The organism is Halorubrum persicum (genome assembly GCF_002727125.1).
Classification (GTDB): domain Archaea; phylum Halobacteriota; class Halobacteria; order Halobacteriales; family Haloferacaceae; genus Halorubrum; species Halorubrum persicum.
In genome coordinates this window covers 1-19,111 of sequence record NZ_NHOA01000012.1, presented here as the reverse complement: position 1 = coordinate 19,111, position 19,111 = coordinate 1, and the positions used below count along the sequence as shown (strand labels likewise).

The window sequence follows — 19,111 nt, the reverse complement described above, 5'->3', positions numbered from 1 at the left end:
TCTTAAAAACACACGGACTGATCCGTGCAAAGGCTCAGCGGTTTCCCTCGGTGATCCGTTCGTATGGGAGACACGACACGCCCGCCGGACCCCGGCGGGCTCCCGGTGCTCGGAAACGTCCACGAGATCGCGAGCGACGCGCTCGGGTTCTACGAACAGCGGTCCGCCGAGCACGGCGGGGTCGTCCGGTACGACGTGTTCGGCACGGAGAGCTACCTCGTGACCGACCCCGAGGCGATCGGGCAGATCCTCGTCGAGGAGCACGACCGGTTCGTGAAAGGCGAGATGCCCCGCGAGCGGCTCGGTGGCCTCCTCGGCGACGGGCTGTTCCTCGCCGAGGGGGAGGCGTGGCGCGAGCAGCGCACGGCGATCCGGTCGGCGTTCTTCCGCGAGCGGGTCGCCGCCTACGGCGACGCGATGGTCGACCGCGCCCGCGAGACGGCGAACTCGTGGGAGGACGGCGCGGTCGTCGACGTACACGCCGCGTCCACCGAGTACGCGTTCGCGGTTCTCGCGGAGAGCCTGCTCGGAAGCGATATCGAGCGCGAGCGCGAGACTGTCCGGGCGGCGTCCGCGGCGATCACCGACCGGTTCGACACGCGCCGGCTGACGTCGTTCCTCCCCGAGTGGCTGCCGACGCCGGCGAACCGACGGTACCGCCGGCGGCTCGACGCCCTCCGCGAGACGATACGCGGGCTCGTCGCGGAGCGCCGTGCGGCCGACCCGCCGGCCGATCCCGGCGCCGCGGACGACCTCCTCGGCACCCTCGTCGCGGCCGCGGAGATGGGGGCGCTCGACGACGGCGAACTGGTCGACAACGCGGTGACGTTCCTCTTCGCCGGCCACGAGACGAGCGCGCTCGGGCTGACGTACGCGCTGTACTGCCTCGCCGACACCCCCGAGTTTCAGGCGCGGGTTCACGCGGAGGTCGCGGCGCTCGGCTCCGATCCGACTCCCGCCGACCTGCGCGAGTGTCCCGCCCTGACCGCGGCGGTCGACGAGGCGCTCCGCCTGTACCCGCCGGTCCACTCCTTTTTCAGGGAGCCGACCGAGCCGGTCTCGCTCGGCGGCTACCGCGTCCCGGCCGATGTCGTGCTCACGCTCTCTCCGTGGACGGTCCACCGCGACGGGCGCTGGTGGGACGACCCCGAAACGTACCGGCCCGAGCGCTGGCTCCGCGAGACCGACGCCGGCGAGACGGTTCACGGCGACGACCGCCCCGGACCGGCGGTGGGGGAGCGCCCCGAACACGCCTTCTTCCCGTTCGGCGGGGGACCGCGCCACTGCATCGGCATGCGCTTCGCACGACAGGAGCTTCGCCTCGCGGTCGCGACGCTGCTCCGCCGGGTGCGACTCGAGCCGGTGACGACGGAGCTGTCGCTGCAGGCGAGCGTGAACACCCGCCCGGAGGGTCCGGTGCGCGTACGCGCTCTCACGCGAGACGAGCCGCTCGACCCGGACGAGCCGTCCGATACCAGTTGACAAACAATCATATGTACTTCGACATAGACACTCCGATCATGGCCCTCTCAGACAGCAGCACTCGCCGTCGCATCGCCGTCGCGCTCGCGCTCGTGGCGCTCCTGTCGCCGCTCGCGACCGGGCTCGCCACGGCGCAGTCCGTTCAAGGCGCATCCGGGTCCATCGTCGTCGACGAGGGAGAGACGGTCGACAGCGTCGAGGGCGCGGCCGCCACGATCGTCGTGCGCGGCACCGTCGAGGGCGACCTCTCCGGTGCGGCCGGCTCGATCCGGATCGCCGAGACGGGCCGCGTCGGCGGCAACGTCCAGGCCGCCGCCGGGACCGTGATCGTCGACGGCACGGTCGGCGGAGACGCGGAGATCGGCGCCGGCTCCTTCGAACTGACGGAGACCGGTCGAATCGACGGCTTGCTGGACGCCGGCGCGGGCTCGATCGTCGTCGACGGCGCGGTCGGCGGCGACGTTCGCGCGGCCGCCGGCTCGGTCGTCCTCGGCCCCACCGCGGACATCGGCGGCGAGTTCCGGTACGACGCCGACGAGTTCACGCAGAGCCCGGACGCGACCGTCGCCGGCGGCGTCGTCGAGGACACGAGCCTCGGCGGCACGGGTTCCGGTGGCGGCGACTTCGTTCCGTCGTGGGTCGGATCCGCGTACGGCGTCGCCGCCAACCTCGTGTTAGGCGCGGTCCTCCTGCTCGCGTTCCCCCGGTTCTCGCGCGGTGTCTCCGACCGAATCGGCGGGGGACCGCTCGCCAGCGGCGGGGTCGGACTCCTCGCGCTGATCGCCGCACCGATCGCTCTCGCCCTCGTGGCGATCACGATCGTCGGGCTCCCGCTGGCCCTCGTCGGGATCGCGGCCTACGTCGTCGCGCTCTGGGTCGGCTCCGTGTACGGCCGGTACGCGCTCGGATCGTGGGTCCTCGCCCGGCTCGGCCGGCCGAACCGGTGGGCCGCGCTCCTGCTCGGCGTCGTCGGGGTCGCCCTGATCGGGCTGGTCCCGTGGGCGGGCGGGCTCGTCGAACTGCTCGTCCTCCTGCTCGGACTCGGTGCGCTCGGACTCGGGCTTCGGGACCGATATCGAGGACGGAACGACGCGATCGTCTCCGACAGCGACCCGGTGGAGGTGGACTGACCGCGGGGCTGCTCACCGTCTCGTCCTCGTTTCTCTCTTCCACCTCACTTCTCTCCTCTCACCCTCGTTTCTCTCTTCCCGCTCTCCATGCCTCCCGCCCCGATCGCCACACCTCCCGACGCCGCTCCCGGCTCCGGCAACCCCCGCCACCGGACCAAGACCTTTCTCGCGGTCCCCCGAACCACCCCGCATGAGCGATCCGACATTCCGCCACGGAGCCGTCTCGCCCCCGATCGTGACGCCGTTCGACGCGACCGGCGCCGTCGACGCCGACGTGCTCGCGAACCACGTCGAGACGCTCGTCGACGCCGGGCTCGACGGCATGGTTCCCTGCGGAACGACGGGCGAGTTCGCCAGTCTCACGGACGAGGAGTGTCGGACGGTGATCGAGACCGCCGTCGAGGCGGCCGACGGTCGCGTGCCCGTGCTCGCCGGCGCGGCGGACACGACCGTCTCGGGCGTGCGCGATCGGCTGCGGTTCGCGGCCGAGACGGGCGCCGACGCGGGGCTCGTCACGCTCCCGTACTACCACACCTCGACTGACTCCGACGGCCAGCGGGCCTTCTTCGAACGGGTCGCCGACGACTCCCCCGTCCCGATCTACCTGTACGACATCCCGCTGACGGTCGGCGAGCGGATCGACCCCGAGGTGGTCGCCGAACTCGCCGCCCACGAGTCGGTCGTCGGGCTGAAGGACACGTCGGGCGACCTCTCCGGGCTCGACGGCGTCATCCGCCGGACTCCGGAGTCGTTCACCGTCTTCCAAGGGGTCGACGCCCAGCTCTATCCGACCGTGACGCTCGGCGCGGACGGCGGGATCAACGCGCTCTCGCAGGTGATCCCCGAGGCGTTCGTCGCGCTCGGCGAGGCGCTCCGCGCCGGCGACGACGACCGCGCGCTGGCGCTCCACCGGGAGGCGATCGCCCCGCTTTTCGCTCGCTGTGCCGACTACGGCTTCGCGCCGGCCACGAAGGTCGCGGCCGCGCATCGCGGATTCATTCCGGACCCGGCGGTCCGACCGCCGCTCACGCTCCCGGACGCGGCGGGGCGGGAGGCGATCGCCGCCGATGTCGACGCGGCGCTCGACGCGGTGTGACTGTCGGCGAGACGCCGATTCGGGCCCGAGTGCGTCAGTCCCCGTCGATCGGCGTCCCGTCCGCCTCCTTCGGTCCCTCGGAGTCGAAGACCACCACGTCGCCGTCGGCGCGCTCGGCGGCGGACGGATCGTAGCCGTCGCGCACGCCGACCGCCTCCGCCAGTTCGCGGACCGCGCGCTCCTTGAGCGACGCGGCCAGCGCCTCGGCGTCCTCGCGCGAGATGTCGCGGCCGAGCCCCTCGCACTCGTGGGCGCGGACGACGCCCTCGGCGTCCACCGCCTCGCCCATCGGCTGGCTCGTCCCCTCCAGGGCGACGCTGAACGGGTAGGTCCGGCAGATGAGCGGGCGGGCGTCGTGGACGGTACAGGCCCCTTGCCCGTTCGCCTCCGCGTAGAAGGTGCAGTCCCCGCAGTCGTCGGTCGCGAGCGCCCACTCGAACGTCTCGCCCGTGGGCTCGCCGTCGTCGCCCTCGGAGAGCCCGAACGGCATGGGGCGGGCCACGTCGCGCCAGTCGTACGAGTCGTCGAACTGCGCCTCGGCGGCGTCGGCGACCGCGCGGACCTCGTCCGGGAAGACGGTGGCCGTGTGCGGCTCGCGGTCGTCGGGGGCGTCGCCGTCGCCCCCGTGGCAGTCGGCGCCGGCGTCCTCCGCCCCCTCCCCCGCCGGCGCGCCGCCGGGTTCGTCGGGGGCGTATCCCGTACAGCAGCCGCCACAGCGCGTGCACTCGAAGCCGATCGACTCGATGGCGTCGGCGAGCTCGCCGGCGTCGAGGTCGCGGGCGCGTTCGAGTTCGGCTTCGAGCGATTCCATGGAGACGCTTGCGGCGCGATCAGGTTAATCCCGTCCCTTCGGGAGTCGCGTCGGCGTTCGAGGGTGCAGCCGCCGAAGGAGCGAAGTGCGACCGCCCCCTACCGAGGGGGCGTGAAGGAGTACGAGCGGAAGGGGCTCCTCGAACGCGTCAACCGCGAGGCGGCGACGGTCGGCGCGGATATCCCCGAGGAGATCGAGATCCAGGGGGAGCCGATCGAACTGCGGTCGTTCGTCTTCGAGATCAAGCGCCGCGACACCGTCCCGCCCGGCGAGCGGGAGCGGGTCGAGCAGGCGAAACGGAACCTCCGGCGCGAGCGCTTAGACCGGCTCGAACCCATCGAGGAGAACGAGGTGAGCTACGATCGCGGCGAGGAGCTGGCGGCCTCGATCATCGGGATCGACCGCGCGCTCGACGCCCTGGAGGGGCTCGACGCGCCCGACCCCGAGACGGAGGCGAAGCGGCAGGAGACGGCCGACCGCAAGCGCTGGATGAGCTTCTTGAAGAAGGCGCTCGGCCGGGACGACGCGGGCGGGGCGGGCGGTCGAACGCGGTTCTGACGGGTCGGCGGCCGCGCTCGCCGCCGACGGAGACGGCTTCAGGCCGACTGGAACTGCAGGCGGTAGTCGTAGTAGCGGTCGTCGTAGCGGATCCGCTCTGACCCGGACTCGCTCCACCCCGCGTCCTTCCGAATGTTGCCGTCGAGGTACGGGCGCTCGTGTATCGCTCGGAGCACCTCGGCGTACCCGTCCGAATAGGGGTGTGACTCCTCGTATCCCCCGCGGGCGGCGGCGTCGATCACCGCCCGCGCGTCGGCCGAGAGGTCGTCGCCCTCGATCCGCGCGCCGACCGTCCGCGCCCGGACGATCGCCTCCATCCGCTCCGGCGACTCCGCGACCGGCTCGGCGACCGCGCGGTACACGGGCTCGTAGAACCGCTCGCGGGTGACCGCGACCCGATAGACGGTGTCGCGGTACGTGACGCGGCTCGGGCCGTCGCCGTCGAGCAGTTCGCTCGCGTCGATCGCGTCCGCGTCGCGGTAGACGTAGCCGCCGCGTTCCACCAGGCCGACCGGCACGCCGCCGACGTCTCCCCGCGCTCGCGCCGAGAAGTGGGCGATTTCGACGGCGCGTCGGTCTCCCGCCGGGAGCGTCTGCTTCCCGACGGCGCCGTTCCCGTCGTCGTCGGTCTCCCCGCCCGCGTCGGTCCCGTTGCCGCCGTCGACCCCGTCGGCCTCGAACAGCCGGAGCACGGGGCGCGTCGCTTCCGCCTCGTCGACGACGACGGAGCTCAACCGATAGTATGTCCCCTCGTGGGCGGCGTACGTCGGGTCGTCGCTCGCGGACGGGAACGGCTTCCGGTACTGCGTGGTGTACCGCTCGCCGTTTCGGGCGGGCTTGAACGCCGCTTCGTCCCATCCCGGGCCGGCCGCCGCGAGATCGACGACGGCGGTGTCGCGGAGGGTGTCCCCCGCGTCGTCGAGCGTGAGCGCCAGCACGCGGTCGTCGTCGCCGTCCGCGGGGCCGCCCGTCACCGATCCGTCGAGGCAGCCGGCAAGCGCGCCCGCCGCCGCGGCGACGCCGCCGGTGAGCAGCCGGCGTCGGGAGGGGTTCGGATTGGTCATACGCGTCGTTCGTCGCCCCCGTATAAATGGGCCGCCGTTGCACAAAGAGCCGCTGTGGTCTCCGGGGCGACTGCCCTCACCTCCGGCGCAACGGCCGTGGTCCCCCTCAGTTCCCCGTGAAGTCGATCCGCGAGTCGCCGGCGTCGCCGTCGCGGTTCGCGTGGCCGAGCCGGACGAACTCGTAGGCGTCGTCGGCGAGGTACACCGCGTCGCCGTCGACGGTCACGTCGACGCCCTCGAGCACGGCCCCCTCGCAGGGGCCGAAGTTGCAGTAGCCGCCGTCGGCCTCGAACGTCGCGCCGTGCTTCTGGCAGAACACCTCGCCGTTGCGCACGAACGCCCCGTCGTCCTTGTCGAGGCGCACGTCGGTCCAGTGTTGACAGTAGTTGCGGAACGCGCGCACGTCGCCGGCCGCCCGAGTGAGGATCGCCTCGGCCTCGGGCGTCCCGGCTTCGGACTCGCCCACGTCGCCCTCCCCGTCGTCGACGCTCTCCGGGTCGACCGGGCGCAGGGTCACGAGCAGCGTGCTGTCCTCGGGAACCTCCTCGACGGCGGCGATCCGACGGTCCGCGTCCATACCCGTTCGTGGCCGGCGGCGCGCTTCAACGGATCGATAACACGACGCCTCGCGCGCCCGGCGACGCCGCGCGGCGCGCGCCCTCCGCGCTTCACTCGCGTTCGGTCTCGGTCGCTCGCTCGGCGTCGTCGGTCTCCTCCGCCGTCTCGTCGGTCTCTCGCTGCGCTTCCTTCCGCGCCCTGTCCGCGGCGAGCTCCTTGTCGATGTCGTCCTCGACGTACCCCATCGACTCCACGGTGACGACGTTGCCGCCGCCGGGGTCGACGACCATCACCTCCTCGCCCTCCTCGATCTCGCCTTCGATCGAGCGCGCGGAGTAGTGGGGGTTGAAGCCGCCGCCGGAGAGCTTCACCTCGCCGCCGGCGGTGGTCACCGCTTCGGTGACGACGCCGGTCTTCCCTTTCAGCGACGCGCTGTCGCTCGTCTGCTGTTGGCCCTTCCCGCCGTAGAGGTCGAACTCGTGGTAGCCGTAGAAGGCCGCCGCGCCGAACACGAGCGTCAGGAGCGCCATGACGAGGATCAGGCCCGCACCGACGACCCCGAGCGACGTGAGGAGGAGCCCACCGAGCCCCGCTCCGATCAGCGCGATGCCGACCACGATGAAGTTCGCACCCGGCGCGAGCGCCTCCGCCATCGAGAGCAACAGCCCGGCCGTCAACAACAGCAGGGGGAGCGTGTCCGGGGAGAGGAGCCCGGACTGCGCGAGCACGTCCATGTCCAAACGTACGGCCGCGGCAGTATAAGTGGTGGTACGGGAGGGCGCAAGTGGCGGTACGGGAAGGCGCAAGTGGCGGTACGGGAGGGCAGCGACGCGGGATGGGAACAGCGCGGGATGAAACGGATTGGGAGTCGACAACGCGGTCGACGGCGACTCGGGGCCCCGACCGATCAGAACCCGAGGAAGAGGACGGCGATCGTGAGCACGACCCCTAACACGACGAAGACCGCGTGTTCGGCGTCGATCGATCCGGGCTCGATCGGTTCGGTTTCTGGCGTGTGAGTGTCCTCGGTGACACCGCCGGGGCCGACGTCTTCGACGGCGAACCGCCACTCGCGCTCGTCGCCGTCCCCGCGTTCAGCCTCGTCCGGGCGCGTCTCGTTCGCCCGGCTCCGGACCTCGTCGCGCTCCCCGTCGTCGCTGCTCATGCTCGCGGCTACGCGACTCATCTGTAAATGGCTGGCGGGTGGGGAAGCCTCCCCGCGCTACCGCTTCCGCGCCGCCGCGATCACGTCGCCGTCGTAGACCACGCCGCGCTCGCCGTCGACCGTGATCACGGTCCCGTCGGTCACGCTCTCGGGCAGGTGCGCGCCGGAGACCATCGGCACGCCGAGCTCCCGGGCGACCACGGCCGGGTATCCCGTCATCCCTTCGCGGGCGTCGATGATCCCGGCGACCGCGTTCAGGTCGCCCGTGAACTCGCCCTCGAAGCTGGAGCCGAGCGCGATGATCGACCCGTCCGGGAGCTCGCTCAGATCGCCGTCGGCGGTGTGGTACACCGGGGCCGCGACGCGACCGGCGGCGACCGCCTTGCCGGTCACCAGCGTCTCGGCGGCGACGTGGACCTTGAGCGTGTTCGTCGTGTTCGTCCCCTCGAACTCCGAGAGCATCCCCGAGAGCACGACGAGCGTGTCCCCGGACGAGGCGCCGCCGGTGTCGAGCGCGGCGTCGACCGCGTTGTCGAGGATCGTCTCCATGTCGTGGACGTACTCGGTCAAGACGGGACGAACCCCCCACGAGAGTGCGAGCTGGCGACGGACGCGGTCGTCCGGCGTCGTCGCGACCACGGGGACCGCCGGTCGGAACATCGCCGTCTTGCGGGCCGTGAATCCGGACTCCGAGACGGCGACGACCGTGGAGGCGCCGATGTCGCGGGCGAGGTAGCGCGCGGACCGGGCCAGCGCCTCGGTCCGCGAGCCCTCCGCGGCGGTCGGCACGCGCTGTTCGCGCGTCTCCGCGTACTCGTCGCTCGACTCGACCTCACGGACGATCCGGTCCATCGTCTCGACGACGTTGACGGGGTCCTCGCCGATGGCGGTCTCGCCGGAAAGCATCACGGCGTCGGTGCCGTCGAGGACCGCGTTGGCGACGTCGGAGGCCTCCGCCCGGGTGGGCCGCCGCGAGTGGACCATCGAGTCGAGCATCTCCGTCGCCGTGATGACGGGGACGCCCGCGTTGACGCACTTCCGGATGATCCGCTTCTGAATGACGGGCACGTCCTCCAGCGGGCACTCCACGCCGAGGTCGCCGCGGGCGACCATCACGCCGTCGGCGGCGTCGACGATCCCGTCGAGGTTGTCGACCGCGCCCGCCCGCTCGATCTTCGCGATGATCGGGATGTCGCCGCCGCCCCGCTCCTCCAGCGCGTCCGCGATCTGGTACACGTCCTCGGCGTTGCGCACGAAGGAGGCCGCGACGAAGTCGGCGTTCGCCCGGGCGGCGAGGTCGAGTTCGGCCTCGTCCTCGGCGGTGATGAGGTCCACGTCGATGGCGACGCCGGGGAGGTTGACGCCCTTCCGCGAGCTGAGCTTCCCGCCGGAGACGACCGTGGCGACGACCGACTCGCCGTCGACCCGCTCGACCCGGCACTCGATCCGACCGTCGTCCAAGAGGATCGTATCGCCCGGACCCGCGGCCGCGATGGAGTGGGTGAGGCCGACGCGTTCGGGGGTGGCGTCGTCGCCCTCGACGAACGTCACCTCGGAGTCCGTCACGAGCGAGATCGGGTCGTCGAGCTCGGCGGTCCGGACCTCCGGCCCCTTCAGGTCGACCATCACCGCGAGCGGGTCGTCGAGCTCGTCGTCGACTTCGCGCGCGTGTTCGATGACCTCCTCGCGGTGGTCCGTCGTCCCGTGGCTGGCGTTCAGCCGGACGACGGACATCCCCGCGTCCGCGAGGTCGCGGATCGTGTCCCGGTCGTCCGACGCAGGACCGATCGTACAGACGATTTTGGCGTTTCGCATGTCGGCGGTTTCGTCGCAGGGGCGGAAAAAGGCACACGGTTGAGTCGCCACCGAGTGAACGTTCATGAGGTTCGCCGGGCGGACGACTGCACCCCCGGAGCCCGCCGCTCACGGCGTGAGAGTGACGGACAGCGCGAGCGCGGCGGCACCGACGCCGAGGAACAGCCGGTTCGCGCGGGGGTTCGCCGCCGGCGTCAGATCGAGCGTCACGTGCCGCTCCGAGAGGGGGCGAAACGGCCAGATCCCCATCGGCGTGATCGCGTCGCCGGCGACGTGCGAGGTGAGCGAGAGCGCCGCGACACCACCGACGAAGGCCGCGGTCCACGGCGGGCGGACGGCCGCCGTCGCGACGGCGACGACCGCGCCGACGGCGACCGTGAACGCGACCGTGTGCGTCGGGCCGCGGTGCGAGACCGGCAGTCGGTGGTCGAGATCGGGCAGCGTCGCAAACGCGACGGCGACCGCCGCGCCGAGGACCGCCAGTTCCGGCTCACCGGCGACGCGGACCGCTCCCGCGACCGGCGCGTACGCGAGCAGCGCGATCCCGACGTGGCCCCGCCAGTACATGGGCGACGCTCGGGGAACGCCGCTGAAAAACCCGTTGGGGGAGGCGTCGGCGGAGCGGGCGCTCGCGTCGCCTCAGTCGTCGGCGGGCGCGGGCGCGTCGCCCGCGGAGAGCCGGACCTCCGGCCCGTCGACGTCGAGTTCGTCGAGCGCGGCCTGTGCGGCGCGCTTCCCGGAGACCAACATCGCGCCGAACGTCGGCCCCATCCGCGGGAGGCCGTGGGCGGTCGCGACCGCCATGCCGGACGCGATCAGCCCGTCGTGGACGACGCCGGTGTGCTCGACCACGGCGTCCTCGCTCTCGCCGACCCACATCGAGTCGTGGCCGGGCGAGTCGTGGCCGGGCGCGCCGTACTCGCCGTCTCCGGTCTGGTCCATCCCGGTGTTGTGCTCCTTCGCGTGTTCGATGCCGGGCGCCGAGAGGACGCCGCGCTCGTCGAGCTTGCTGATCGCGACCGCGTCGTGGCCGGTCGCGTCGATCACCAGGTCGGACTCGATCGCGATGGGATCGACGCAGGTGATCTCGCGGGGGAGCGCGTGGACCGGCGTCCAGTTCATCACGATCCCGCCGACGCGGTGGTCCTCGCGGACGACGAGGTCGGTGAACTCGGTCATGTTCTGGACGCGCGCGCCGGCGTCGCAGGCCGCCTTGATCAGCCCGGAGCAGGCCTCGGGGCCGGCGGCGGTGTAGAGCCCGTCCACGTCGTCGACCGGCTCGTAGTCCACGTCGAGGTCGTCGAGGACCTCCTGTGCCGGATCGCGGACCGTCACCGTGTTCATCAGGAACCCGCCGAGCCAGAACCCCCCGCCGAGGTAGTTGTTCTTCTCGACGATCAGCACCTTCACGCCGCGCTCGGCCAGCTCTTTGGCGGCCATCAACCCCGACGGGCCGCCGCCGAGGATGATCACCTCCGAGTCGGTGAACTCGAGGAACCCGTCGGTCCACTCGTTGCCGATCGCCTTCGTTACGTCCGTCTCGCTCACGTCGCTGAAGCCGTCGAATCCGTGCATACAACCAAGTAATATTACTTAGTAGTGAAAGGCGTTGCGGTCGTCGTCGCCGCTCGCGATCGGCGGTGGGATCGTCTCCGTCGCCGCGCTCTCGGCGCGGTGCGATCGGCTCCGCGCTCCGGCGTCCCCGACTCGTAGCCTTTTTACCCGCGCTGGCGGTAGACGGAGTCACTATGGCTGAGGACAAGGCACGAAGCACCGGCAGCGCGGGCCGATTCGGCGCCCGATACGGCCGGGTCTCCCGCAAGCGGGTCCAGGACATCGAAGAGGAAATGCAGAACGCCACCGTCGACGGCGACGACGTGAAGCGCGTTGGCACCGGCATCTGGGTCAACGAGGAGACCGGCGAGACGTTCACCGGCGGCGCGTACCGCCCCGAGACGCCCGGCGGTCGCACCGTCCGCCGCTCCATCCGCGCCGCGCTCTCCGACGAGGAGTAAGGCGATGAGCTACAAGTGCTCCCGCTGTAAGCGCGACGTCACGCTCGACGAGTACGGCGGCGTGCGCTGTCCGTACTGCGGCCACCGCGTCCTCCTGAAGGAGCGCGGCGGCGACGTGAAGGAAGTCAACGTCGAGTAACCCCGCGCCCGATCGCGTCACCGTGACTTCCGACGCCACCGTTTCGACTTCCGAGCGCGCGCACGAAACGGTTCTCTCGTTCCGTTACCCCTCCGAGCGGCGCGCACGGCTCGTCGGCGACGCGCTCGCCCCCGAAGTCGGCGAGATCGACGACGCCCGATCAGCCGCGACCGTCTCCCGCGACGGCGACGCGGTCCGAGTCCGCGTCGTCGCCGACGACCTCGTCGCCCTCCGCGCCGGGATCAACAGTTGGTCGCGGCTCGTCGACGTCGCCGAGCGCGTCGGCTCGGGACGCGGTCGAGAGTAGCGGCGACCTGCCGTTTTCTCGCCTCTCCGGCGCTGTGCCCTCCGATCCGATCGTCGTCGGAGAAGTCGGGGGTTTTTCCGTCCGGGACGCCTCGTTTCGCCCATGCAAGGGAACATGCCGCCCGAGGCACAGGAGAAGATCGAGGAGCTGCAGGAGCTGCAGGAGACCGCACAGCAGGTCGCCGAGCAGAAAGAGCAGGCCCAGACCGCGCTCAACGAGTCCAAGACGGCGCTCGACGCCCTCGAAGACGTCGACGATGACGCCGGAATGTACCGCGAGATCGGCGAGGTCCTCGTCGAGACGGACTACGAGTCCGCCTACGACGACCTCGAGAACAAGGTCGACTCCCTCGAAGTTCGCGCCGAGCAGCTTCAGAAGCAGGAGGAGCGCGTCGAGGAGCAGTTCGACGAGCTGCAGGACGAGCTCCAGCAGATGCTTCAGGGCGGCGCCGGCGGCGGCCCGATGGGTCCGGGCGGTCCGGGCGCGGGCGGCGCGTAAGTGCCGATGTCCGACGGATCGAGCGACGGATCGACCGGCGAACCGGTCGGTGCAGGCGACGGGAGCGCCGACGACGAGCCCACGGACGACGAAGTCGTCCGCACGGCCGCAGAGGCCGCCGAAGGCGTCGTGTTCGCGCACTACGACCAGTCGGCGGTGACCGATCTGGACGTGACGGTCACGTTCGAGGAGGGCGTCCTCGACGTCGACGTCTACCTGAACGCGCCAGACGACCCTGACCCGGACGCCGTCGCCCGCGAGGCGGCCGAAACCGCCGGCGAGGCGGTCGACGAGCTGTTCGAAGCGTAGGGCGGCGCACCTTTTTCAGCCCGCCGTGCCGACCGCCCCGAGAGCGACGCGAGTCTCGACGGCGGAGTTCCAGTTCGCGTGACTCACCTGATCGATAACTATTAATCGTGGTATTGTGTATCGGTACCACATGTCATCTAGCTACGGCGGTACGTCGGCGTTCGATCGGCTCCGCGCCCGGCTCGACGGACGGGACCACGCCTGCGAGGAGTGCGGGTTCGTCGACGAGGAGGGTTCGTGGGAGGCGGTGACGACGGGCGCGACCGTCGAGTACCGACGGGAGTGCCCGAGCTGCGGGACCGAGCGCGTTCAGACGTACCGGCTGTGAGCCGGGGACCGCTCCGGGACCGTTCGCGTCGAGGTAACCGTTAAGTCGTTGGCGTGTGGGCCGAGACGACATGTACGACGCGATCCTGTGTCCGACCGACGGGAGCGCCGGCAGCGACGCCGCGATCGAACAGGCCTGTGGTCTCGCCGCCCTGACGGGCGCACGGGTCCACACGCTGTTTGTCGTCGACGAGGGGATCGCCGGCGCCGACGAGTGGGACTTGGTCGTCGAGCGCGAGGAGGAGCGCGGCGAGCGCGCGCTCGACGCGGTCGTCGGGGCCGCGACGGAGCGCGGCGTCGAGGCGGAGCGCCACCTCCGACGCGGGCACCCCCACGAGGAGATCCTCGACGCCGCGGCCGACTACGACATCGATCTGATCGTGATGGGGACCCACGGGCGCACCGGGATCGGGCGCTTCGTTACGGCGGGGTCGGTCGCAGAGCGGGTCGTGCGACACAGCGAGCTCCCGGTGTTGACGGCGCACATCGGCGAGTAGCTCTCGGCCCTACGCGGACTCGCAGATCGCGACGAAGTTCTCGAACACTTCCTCGCCCCGCTCGGTGTGGGCGACCTCGGGGTGCCACTGGACGCCGAACATCCCCGCCTCGGCGTTCGCCATCGCCTCCACGTCGCAGACGTCGGAGGTGGCGGTTCGAACGAACCCCTCGGGAACCTCGGTCACCTCGTCGGCGTGGGAGGCCCAGACGCGCGTCTCGGGCGCCAGCGAGCCGACGAGCGGGTCCTCGTCGTCGACGATCTCCACGTCGACGTCGGCGTAGCCGCCGTAGTCGCCGCCGCCGACCGCGCCGCCGCGCTCCAGCGCGATCAGCTGCATCCCGAGACAGATCCCGAGCACGGGCACGTCCAGATCGAGGTAGTCGGGCGCGTTGCCGACGCGGTCCATGTCGGGGCCGCCGGAGAGGACGATCCCGTCGGCGTCGATCTCCGCCGGGGGCGTGTCCGCCGAGACGATCTCGGTGTCGACGCCCACGTCGCGGAGCGCCCGCCGTTCGAGGTGGGTGAACTGGCCGTGGAGGTCGATGACGACGATCCGGGTCATGGCTCCGGTTGGCGGCTCCCGCACAAAAACGGCTCGGAACGGAGCGCAGTATCGTGGTGGTTTCGACCGCGAGATCCGATCGATAATACACGAACGCGGATCAATCTGGGGATCAATCCGCGGGATCGCCGCCGATCAGAGGTCCAGCGGCCCGCTCTTGGTGAACTCCCGGAGCAGCACCGTGGCGTACGACCCGCTGGGGAGCGCGAACGCGAACCGCGGATCGCCGCCCTCGAACGTCACGTCGAGGTCGCTCCGGAGGAGGATCGCCCGCCGGGTGCCCGACGAGTCGAACTCGCCGGGGAGCGCGAAGTCGCCGGGCTCGATCCCGGCGCCGTCGAGGACCTCCCGTTCGATCTCGCCGGGCTCACCGTCGCCGAGGTCGGTCTCGGTGCCGACGAGGGGCGCGGTGACGAACGCCCGCCCGCGCTCGCAGTGGCGGGTGACGACGGAGACCCGGTCCTCGTCGACCCGCTGGAGGCGGTCCGTGTCGGGCGCGTACAGCTCGTCGGGGGCGTCGCCGTCGGCGAAACAGACCACGTCGCCGGCGACGGGCCGGTCGAACGGGAGCCCGCGGCGCAGGCGCTTGCTCAGCACCCGGTTGAAGAGGAACGACTGCGCGGCGTTGACGAACAGCCGCTGGAGGTTCGAGGGGACCGCCTCCAGCGCGTGGCGCCAGTCGTCGTGATCCGGGGGCGCGTCGGGGGGCACGTCGCGCTCGGCGAGCCGGTGGACCATCGAGCGCTCGAAGCGGAGTTTCCCCGGAATCGCGTCGAGGCAGGCCTCCCAGTCGCCGTCGCCGGTGCCGTCGGCGGTGGCGGGGTCGTCGCCCGCGCCGAGGCCGTCGCCCGCGCCGCCGTCGCCGACCCCGAACGCGGCGTCGACGCGGTCGCGCGCGGCGCGGGTGTCGTCCGGCTCCGTCGCCGCGGGATTGCCGGCGTACAGCCGCACCGCCTCGCGGACGTCGCCGCGGACGACTGCGAGTCCGACGCGGTGCGTCACGGGGCGCCGGCTCCCGAAGCGCTGCTGGCCGAAGTAGTTGGGGACGCCGACGACGGCGCCGTTACCGCCCGGACCGGTCGCCTCCGTCTCCCCACCGTCGCCCCCGAACGCCCGCAGGTCCGCCACCACGTCGGCGACGCGCTCGGGGGCCTCGCTCACCGCGTCGGCGACGCGGATCTCGAAGGCGTTGCCCGCGAGGTCGCCGAACGAGAGGCCGCGGCCGGCCCGCCCGAGGGGATCGATCTCGGCGCCGCGGATCTCGGGGAGGTCGTCGGGGTCGACCTCGCGGAGCGTGAACAGCTGGGTGGTGACGGCGCGCTTGTCCTTCGTCCCCGCCCACGAGACGCGCTCGCGGCTGATCCCGAGGGCGTCGGAGATCCGGCGCGCGAAGTCGTTCGTGTCCCAGTCGCGGAGCGTGACGCGGACGACGAGCTCGGGGTAACTCCCGGTATCCGCGCCGAGCGGCTCCGGCTCGAACGCCTCCAGCTCGCGGACGCGGAAGTCTTCTGGCGACTCGCGGAGCCGACCGCCGATCCCGTCGGCGTCGCTGACGTAGTGGTCGATGCCCGCGGCGCGCTCGGTCGGGTGCGCCTCGCGGAGCGTGTGGGGCGAGGCCATCTAGTAGAGCGAGAGGTCGCCGGTCACGCGGTCGACGGTGTCGTCGCGGGCGGGTCCCACCGCGAGCGCGGTGACGGTCCCCGGTTCCAGTTGGGTGTGGCCGGCGTCGCGGACGATCGCGTACGGGATCCCCTCTTTGTCGGCCTTGTCGGCCAGCGCGAACAGCTGGCTCTCGGAGTCGCCCTTGAGAACGATCTTCTTCTGTCCCTCGCCCTGCCACTTCTTGCGGACGCGTCGCCCGGCGTCCTGGTACGCCGACAGCGACGCGTGCGCGACCTGCGCGGCGAGTTTCCCCTCGCCCATCCCGATGTCGGTGCGGGCGACGATGGCCTGTTTCATGTCCGTGTCCACCGCCGCCGCGGGTTTAGCGTTTGTCTCTCGGTCGCCTCGACGAGGAGTGACAGACGCGAAAACGGCCGCGAAACGCCCGCACCGCGGCGGACGCCCGTCGGTCGCCGGAACTCAGTCGTCCGCGGCCGCGACGCCGCTCCCGTCCGAGCCGACCCCGGAGCTTATCGTCGCAACCGCGCTCTCGTTGCTCGCGACCCAGCGCAGCAGGAGGAACGCGAAAAGGTACTTCGCGACGATGTCCATCCCGCTGTAGGCCCACGAGGTGACCGCGGGAGACTGGACTAACGCGAGCCCCTCGGCGCCGACCCCCCAGACGATCGGGTAGCCGAGCCACAAGACGACGGTGAGCAGTTTCAGCGTGTTGAATATCTCGGCGGTGCCGGCGATCTCAGCGTCCTCCGCCCACTCGACGAGCAGGACGTAGAGGACGACGGCGAAGAAGGCGCAGCTGATGCCGTACCAGACCCAGCGCAGCATGTACGAGGACGTGGTCAGCGCGGCCGCGAGGCCCGTGACGCACATCGCGATGTCGGCCGTGATCGCCGTGAACAGCTTCGTCACGTTCGATCCGGCGAGCAGCCCGAGCGCGAGGAGGATCATCGGCGTCGACAGGGCCCACGTGAGATACCGACCCCACGGCGTGAACACGCCGCCCTCCGGCCCGGACCCGGCCCCGGCCAGCGCGTGTCCGGCCGGCATCTCGAGAAAGCCGACGGTGATCCCGGATACGAGTCCCGTGTAGCTGGCGATCGACACGAGCGGCACCATCAGCGTGGCGACGAAAATCAGCTGAGCGCGGGGATCCTCCACGCGCCGTCCCATGTAGACGAACAGGAGGATCGACAGCCCCGCGAGGGCGATGTTCAGCCAGAGCGACGCACTCAGGAGCGGATCCGCCCGGATGTACTCGAACAGCTCGGTCTGGGTCATCTCGAGTGGCACGATTCCCCGCGCGAGCGCGTCGGCTGCTGCTGTTTCGATCATGCGATGTCGACGGCTACGAGATGAGCCGGTTAAACAGCAGTACCCAACTAGTAGGGGTCCACCGTGTACGTTTCATTCTGAGCCGGATTATTCGGATCATTTTCTTTATCGCCCACACCGACGAACGCGCGTTTTAAAACACGCAGATCGACGGCAGATCCGGGGACGGAAGCCGAAAGGCGAGGCGAGAGACGGCGCGCCCGCGTTCGCTCCGCCGGGGGCCGAGACGTTCTCACTCGGCGGGGACGACCGCGGTATTGAAACGACTGAGGCACCCAGTGTGACCATGCATCGCAGACGGTTCCTCCGAGGGATGGGCGCCGCCGGAGGCGTCGCGGCGACGGCCGCTCTCGCCGGCTGTTCGGCCGTCGGGGGCGACCCCGGCTACGACGTGGGGATGATGGCGTCCGCGTTCGAGCCGACCGAGGTGACGGTCGCCGTCGGCGACACCGTCGTCTGGGAGAACACGAGCGCTCGCGGCCACACGGTCACCGCCTACGAGAGCGCCATCCCGGACGCGGCCGAATACTTCGCCTCGGGCGGTTACGACGGCGAAACGGCGGCTCGCGAGGCCTGGGCCGACGAGTTCGGCGGACGCTTGGAGAACGGCGATCGCTACTCGCACACCTTCGAGGTCGCCGGCCGCTACGACTACGTCTGCATCCCCCACGAGGCGGGGGGAATGGTCGGGACCGTTTTCGTGGAGGAGTGACGTGCGAGCGCACCGGCTCGCCCGCCCGCTCCCCCGGGCGACGAAACCCATTAGCGCGCGCGACCCCAACCACAGGTGACTCGACTCATGGCCATCTCGACGCTTCTGGGAACCGACGTCCTGCTGTTCCTTGCTATCGGGCTGCTCGGCGGCGCCCACTGTATCGGGATGTGCGGCCCGCTCGTGACGGTGTACGCGGGGCAGATGCGCGAGGGCGGCGAGCGCGCCGACGGCGGCTCGACGGCCGCCGGCGCGGCCCGTGACCGCCGCGGGAGCCACCTCACGACGTACGAGGTCCGCCAGCACGCGCTGTTCAACCTCGGTCGCGCCGCGAGCTACGCGACCATCGGCGCGGCGCTCGGGGCGCTCGGCGGGGCCGTCCTCGTCACGACCGCGACGCTGACCGGCGCGGCCGAGGCGGTGCGGGGCGTCGTCGGCCTCGCCGTCGGCGCGGCCGTGATCCTCGTCGGGGTCAGATACGCGCTCGGCGGCGCGACCGGCGGGATACACCTCCCCGGACTCGGCCGCGTCACCGGCTGGCTCACGGGCCACGTCGACCGGCTCGCCAACGGTCCCGGGATCGTCGGGCTCGGCGCGGTCCACGGCCTGCTCCCCTGTCCGATCCTCTACCCGGCGTACCTCTACGCGTTCGCCAGCGGCTCCGCCGTCAGCGGCGCGCTGGCGCTCGGCGCGCTCGGCGTCGGCACGATGCCCGCCGTCTTCCTCTACGGCACCGTCATCGAGAGCGTCGACGCGGTCCACCGCCGCCGCGTCCACCGCCTGCTCGGCGTCGCCTTCGTCGCGCTCGGCTACGTCCTGTTCGCGCACGGGCTCATGGCCGTCGGCGTCCACGTGCCCCACCCGAGCCTCCCCTTCTGGAACCCGGTCGACATCGCGGCCGCGGGGGGACACTGACCCATGAGCGCGCCCGACTGCACGCTCTGTGAGCTCCCGACGGACGGCGTCGACGTGGTCGATGACGACGGAAACGAGTTCTGCTGTACCGGCTGCCGCGACGTGTACGAGACGCTCGGGGACGCCGACGTCGACGCCGTCCGTCGGGAGCTCACAGAGCGTGCAGTCGGGCGCGCTCATGGGTCAGTGTCCCC

26 protein-coding genes are annotated in these 19,111 nt (G+C 71.3%); 14 read left to right on the top strand and 12 right to left on the bottom strand.

Features of this window, described 5'->3' with window-relative positions; genetic code table 11:
- The first annotated feature begins 63 nt into the window (after positions 1–63).
- The 3 genes from DJ69_RS01895 to DJ69_RS01885 all read left to right on the top strand — a co-directional run bounded on the left by DJ69_RS01895 (position 64) and on the right by DJ69_RS01885 (position 3,708).
- Positions 64–1,482 (top strand): cytochrome P450, encoded by a 1,419-nt coding sequence (locus DJ69_RS01895; protein ID WP_099254053.1) that lies wholly within the window; start codon positions 64–66, stop codon positions 1,480–1,482.
- Positions 1,483–1,520: 38 nt separating this feature from the next.
- Complete coding sequence (locus DJ69_RS01890) at positions 1,521–2,612, top strand: bactofilin family protein (protein WP_099254102.1); 1,092 nt, start codon at positions 1,521–1,523, stop codon at positions 2,610–2,612.
- A 190-nt stretch (positions 2,613–2,802) separates the two neighbouring features.
- A complete protein-coding gene (locus tag DJ69_RS01885; protein WP_099254052.1) occupies positions 2,803–3,708 on the top strand; it encodes a dihydrodipicolinate synthase family protein in 906 nt (301 codons plus the stop codon).
- A 34-nt stretch (positions 3,709–3,742) separates the two neighbouring features.
- Here DJ69_RS01885 and DJ69_RS01880 read toward each other — a convergent pair whose 3' ends face one another.
- On the bottom strand, positions 3,743–4,519 hold the full coding sequence (locus DJ69_RS01880; RefSeq protein WP_099254051.1) for a YkgJ family cysteine cluster protein: 777 nt from the start codon (positions 4,517–4,519) through the stop codon (positions 3,743–3,745).
- A 111-nt stretch (positions 4,520–4,630) separates the two neighbouring features.
- Here DJ69_RS01880 and DJ69_RS01875 point away from each other — a divergent pair, with 111 nt between their 5' ends.
- Entirely contained in the window at positions 4,631–5,077 is a 447-nt protein-coding gene (locus DJ69_RS01875; protein ID WP_099254050.1) for a DUF5788 family protein, read from the top strand.
- A gap of 38 nt (positions 5,078–5,115) precedes the next feature.
- Here DJ69_RS01875 and DJ69_RS01870 read toward each other — a convergent pair whose 3' ends face one another.
- From DJ69_RS01870 to DJ69_RS01840, 7 genes are all read right to left on the bottom strand, one after another.
- Positions 5,116–6,141, bottom strand: a complete 1,026-nt coding sequence (locus DJ69_RS01870; protein WP_099254049.1) for a hypothetical protein — start codon at positions 6,139–6,141, stop codon at positions 5,116–5,118.
- A gap of 106 nt (positions 6,142–6,247) precedes the next feature.
- Positions 6,248–6,718 (bottom strand): Rieske (2Fe-2S) protein, encoded by a 471-nt coding sequence (locus DJ69_RS01865; protein WP_099254048.1) that lies wholly within the window; start codon positions 6,716–6,718, stop codon positions 6,248–6,250.
- Between the two features lie 91 nt (positions 6,719–6,809).
- Complete coding sequence (locus DJ69_RS01860) at positions 6,810–7,433, bottom strand: NfeD family protein (protein ID WP_099254047.1); 624 nt, start codon at positions 7,431–7,433, stop codon at positions 6,810–6,812.
- Positions 7,434–7,606: 173 nt separating this feature from the next.
- Complete coding sequence (locus DJ69_RS01855; protein ID WP_099254046.1) at positions 7,607–7,864, bottom strand: DUF7312 domain-containing protein; 258 nt, start codon at positions 7,862–7,864, stop codon at positions 7,607–7,609.
- 57 nt (positions 7,865–7,921) lie between these two features.
- Positions 7,922–9,679 carry a pyruvate kinase gene (gene pyk / locus DJ69_RS01850; RefSeq protein WP_099254045.1) on the bottom strand — a complete coding sequence of 586 codons (1,758 nt, stop codon included), beginning with the start codon at positions 9,677–9,679 and terminating at the stop codon, positions 7,922–7,924.
- A gap of 108 nt (positions 9,680–9,787) precedes the next feature.
- Positions 9,788–10,246 carry a metal-dependent hydrolase gene (locus tag DJ69_RS01845; protein WP_099254044.1) on the bottom strand — a complete coding sequence of 153 codons (459 nt, stop codon included), beginning with the start codon at positions 10,244–10,246 and terminating at the stop codon, positions 9,788–9,790.
- Between the two features lie 72 nt (positions 10,247–10,318).
- A complete protein-coding gene (locus DJ69_RS01840) occupies positions 10,319–11,254 on the bottom strand; it encodes a thiazole biosynthesis protein (protein WP_099254043.1) in 936 nt (311 codons plus the stop codon).
- Between the two features lie 173 nt (positions 11,255–11,427).
- Here DJ69_RS01840 and DJ69_RS01835 point away from each other — a divergent pair, with 173 nt between their 5' ends.
- The 7 genes from DJ69_RS01835 to DJ69_RS01805 all read left to right on the top strand — a co-directional run bounded on the left by DJ69_RS01835 (position 11,428) and on the right by DJ69_RS01805 (position 13,771).
- On the top strand, positions 11,428–11,694 hold the full coding sequence (locus DJ69_RS01835; protein WP_099254042.1) for a 50S ribosomal protein L37ae: 267 nt from the start codon (positions 11,428–11,430) through the stop codon (positions 11,692–11,694).
- Between the two features lie 4 nt (positions 11,695–11,698).
- Positions 11,699–11,833 carry a DNA-directed RNA polymerase subunit P gene (locus tag DJ69_RS01830; protein ID WP_004049526.1) on the top strand — a complete coding sequence of 45 codons (135 nt, stop codon included), beginning with the start codon at positions 11,699–11,701 and terminating at the stop codon, positions 11,831–11,833.
- Between the two features lie 22 nt (positions 11,834–11,855).
- Entirely contained in the window at positions 11,856–12,140 is a 285-nt protein-coding gene (locus DJ69_RS01825) for a KEOPS complex subunit Pcc1 (protein ID WP_099254041.1), read from the top strand.
- Positions 12,141–12,254: 114 nt separating this feature from the next.
- The gene (locus tag DJ69_RS01820; RefSeq protein ID WP_099254101.1) at positions 12,255–12,638 is read left to right on the top strand and encodes a prefoldin subunit beta; all 384 of its coding nucleotides are present in this window, start codon (positions 12,255–12,257) and stop codon (positions 12,636–12,638) included.
- A gap of 6 nt (positions 12,639–12,644) precedes the next feature.
- Positions 12,645–12,947 (top strand): DUF3194 domain-containing protein, encoded by a 303-nt coding sequence (locus tag DJ69_RS01815; RefSeq protein WP_099254040.1) that lies wholly within the window; start codon positions 12,645–12,647, stop codon positions 12,945–12,947.
- Between the two features lie 130 nt (positions 12,948–13,077).
- The gene (locus DJ69_RS01810; protein ID WP_099254039.1) at positions 13,078–13,275 is read left to right on the top strand and encodes an HVO_0649 family zinc finger protein; all 198 of its coding nucleotides are present in this window, start codon (positions 13,078–13,080) and stop codon (positions 13,273–13,275) included.
- 70 nt (positions 13,276–13,345) lie between these two features.
- Positions 13,346–13,771: a universal stress protein gene (locus DJ69_RS01805; protein WP_099254038.1), complete on the top strand. Its 426-nt coding sequence runs from the start codon at positions 13,346–13,348 to the stop codon at positions 13,769–13,771.
- Between the two features lie 9 nt (positions 13,772–13,780).
- On the opposite strand, the gene DJ69_RS01800 is transcribed toward DJ69_RS01805, so the two are convergent.
- The 4 genes from DJ69_RS01800 to DJ69_RS01785 all read right to left on the bottom strand — a co-directional run bounded on the left by DJ69_RS01800 (position 13,781) and on the right by DJ69_RS01785 (position 17,236).
- Positions 13,781–14,335: a GMP synthase subunit A gene (locus DJ69_RS01800; protein WP_099254037.1), complete on the bottom strand. Its 555-nt coding sequence runs from the start codon at positions 14,333–14,335 to the stop codon at positions 13,781–13,783.
- A 135-nt stretch (positions 14,336–14,470) separates the two neighbouring features.
- Positions 14,471–15,955: a tRNA pseudouridine(13) synthase TruD gene (gene truD / locus DJ69_RS01795; RefSeq protein ID WP_099254036.1), complete on the bottom strand. Its 1,485-nt coding sequence runs from the start codon at positions 15,953–15,955 to the stop codon at positions 14,471–14,473.
- The gene (gene pth2 / locus DJ69_RS01790) at positions 15,956–16,294 is read right to left on the bottom strand and encodes a peptidyl-tRNA hydrolase Pth2 (protein ID WP_099254035.1); all 339 of its coding nucleotides are present in this window, start codon (positions 16,292–16,294) and stop codon (positions 15,956–15,958) included.
- A gap of 123 nt (positions 16,295–16,417) precedes the next feature.
- Complete coding sequence (locus DJ69_RS01785; RefSeq protein WP_099254100.1) at positions 16,418–17,236, bottom strand: bacteriorhodopsin; 819 nt, start codon at positions 17,234–17,236, stop codon at positions 16,418–16,420.
- Positions 17,237–17,576: 340 nt separating this feature from the next.
- Between DJ69_RS01785 and DJ69_RS01780 the strand changes: the two genes are divergently transcribed.
- The 3 genes from DJ69_RS01780 to DJ69_RS01770 form a co-directional block, all read left to right on the top strand.
- Positions 17,577–18,002 (top strand): cupredoxin domain-containing protein, encoded by a 426-nt coding sequence (locus DJ69_RS01780; RefSeq protein WP_099254034.1) that lies wholly within the window; start codon positions 17,577–17,579, stop codon positions 18,000–18,002.
- 87 nt (positions 18,003–18,089) lie between these two features.
- On the top strand, positions 18,090–18,917 hold the full coding sequence (locus DJ69_RS01775; RefSeq protein ID WP_099254033.1) for a sulfite exporter TauE/SafE family protein: 828 nt from the start codon (positions 18,090–18,092) through the stop codon (positions 18,915–18,917).
- A 3-nt stretch (positions 18,918–18,920) separates the two neighbouring features.
- Positions 18,921–19,111: hypothetical protein (locus tag DJ69_RS01770; RefSeq protein WP_144050368.1), on the top strand; the 191-nt coding region annotated here is incomplete at its 3' end.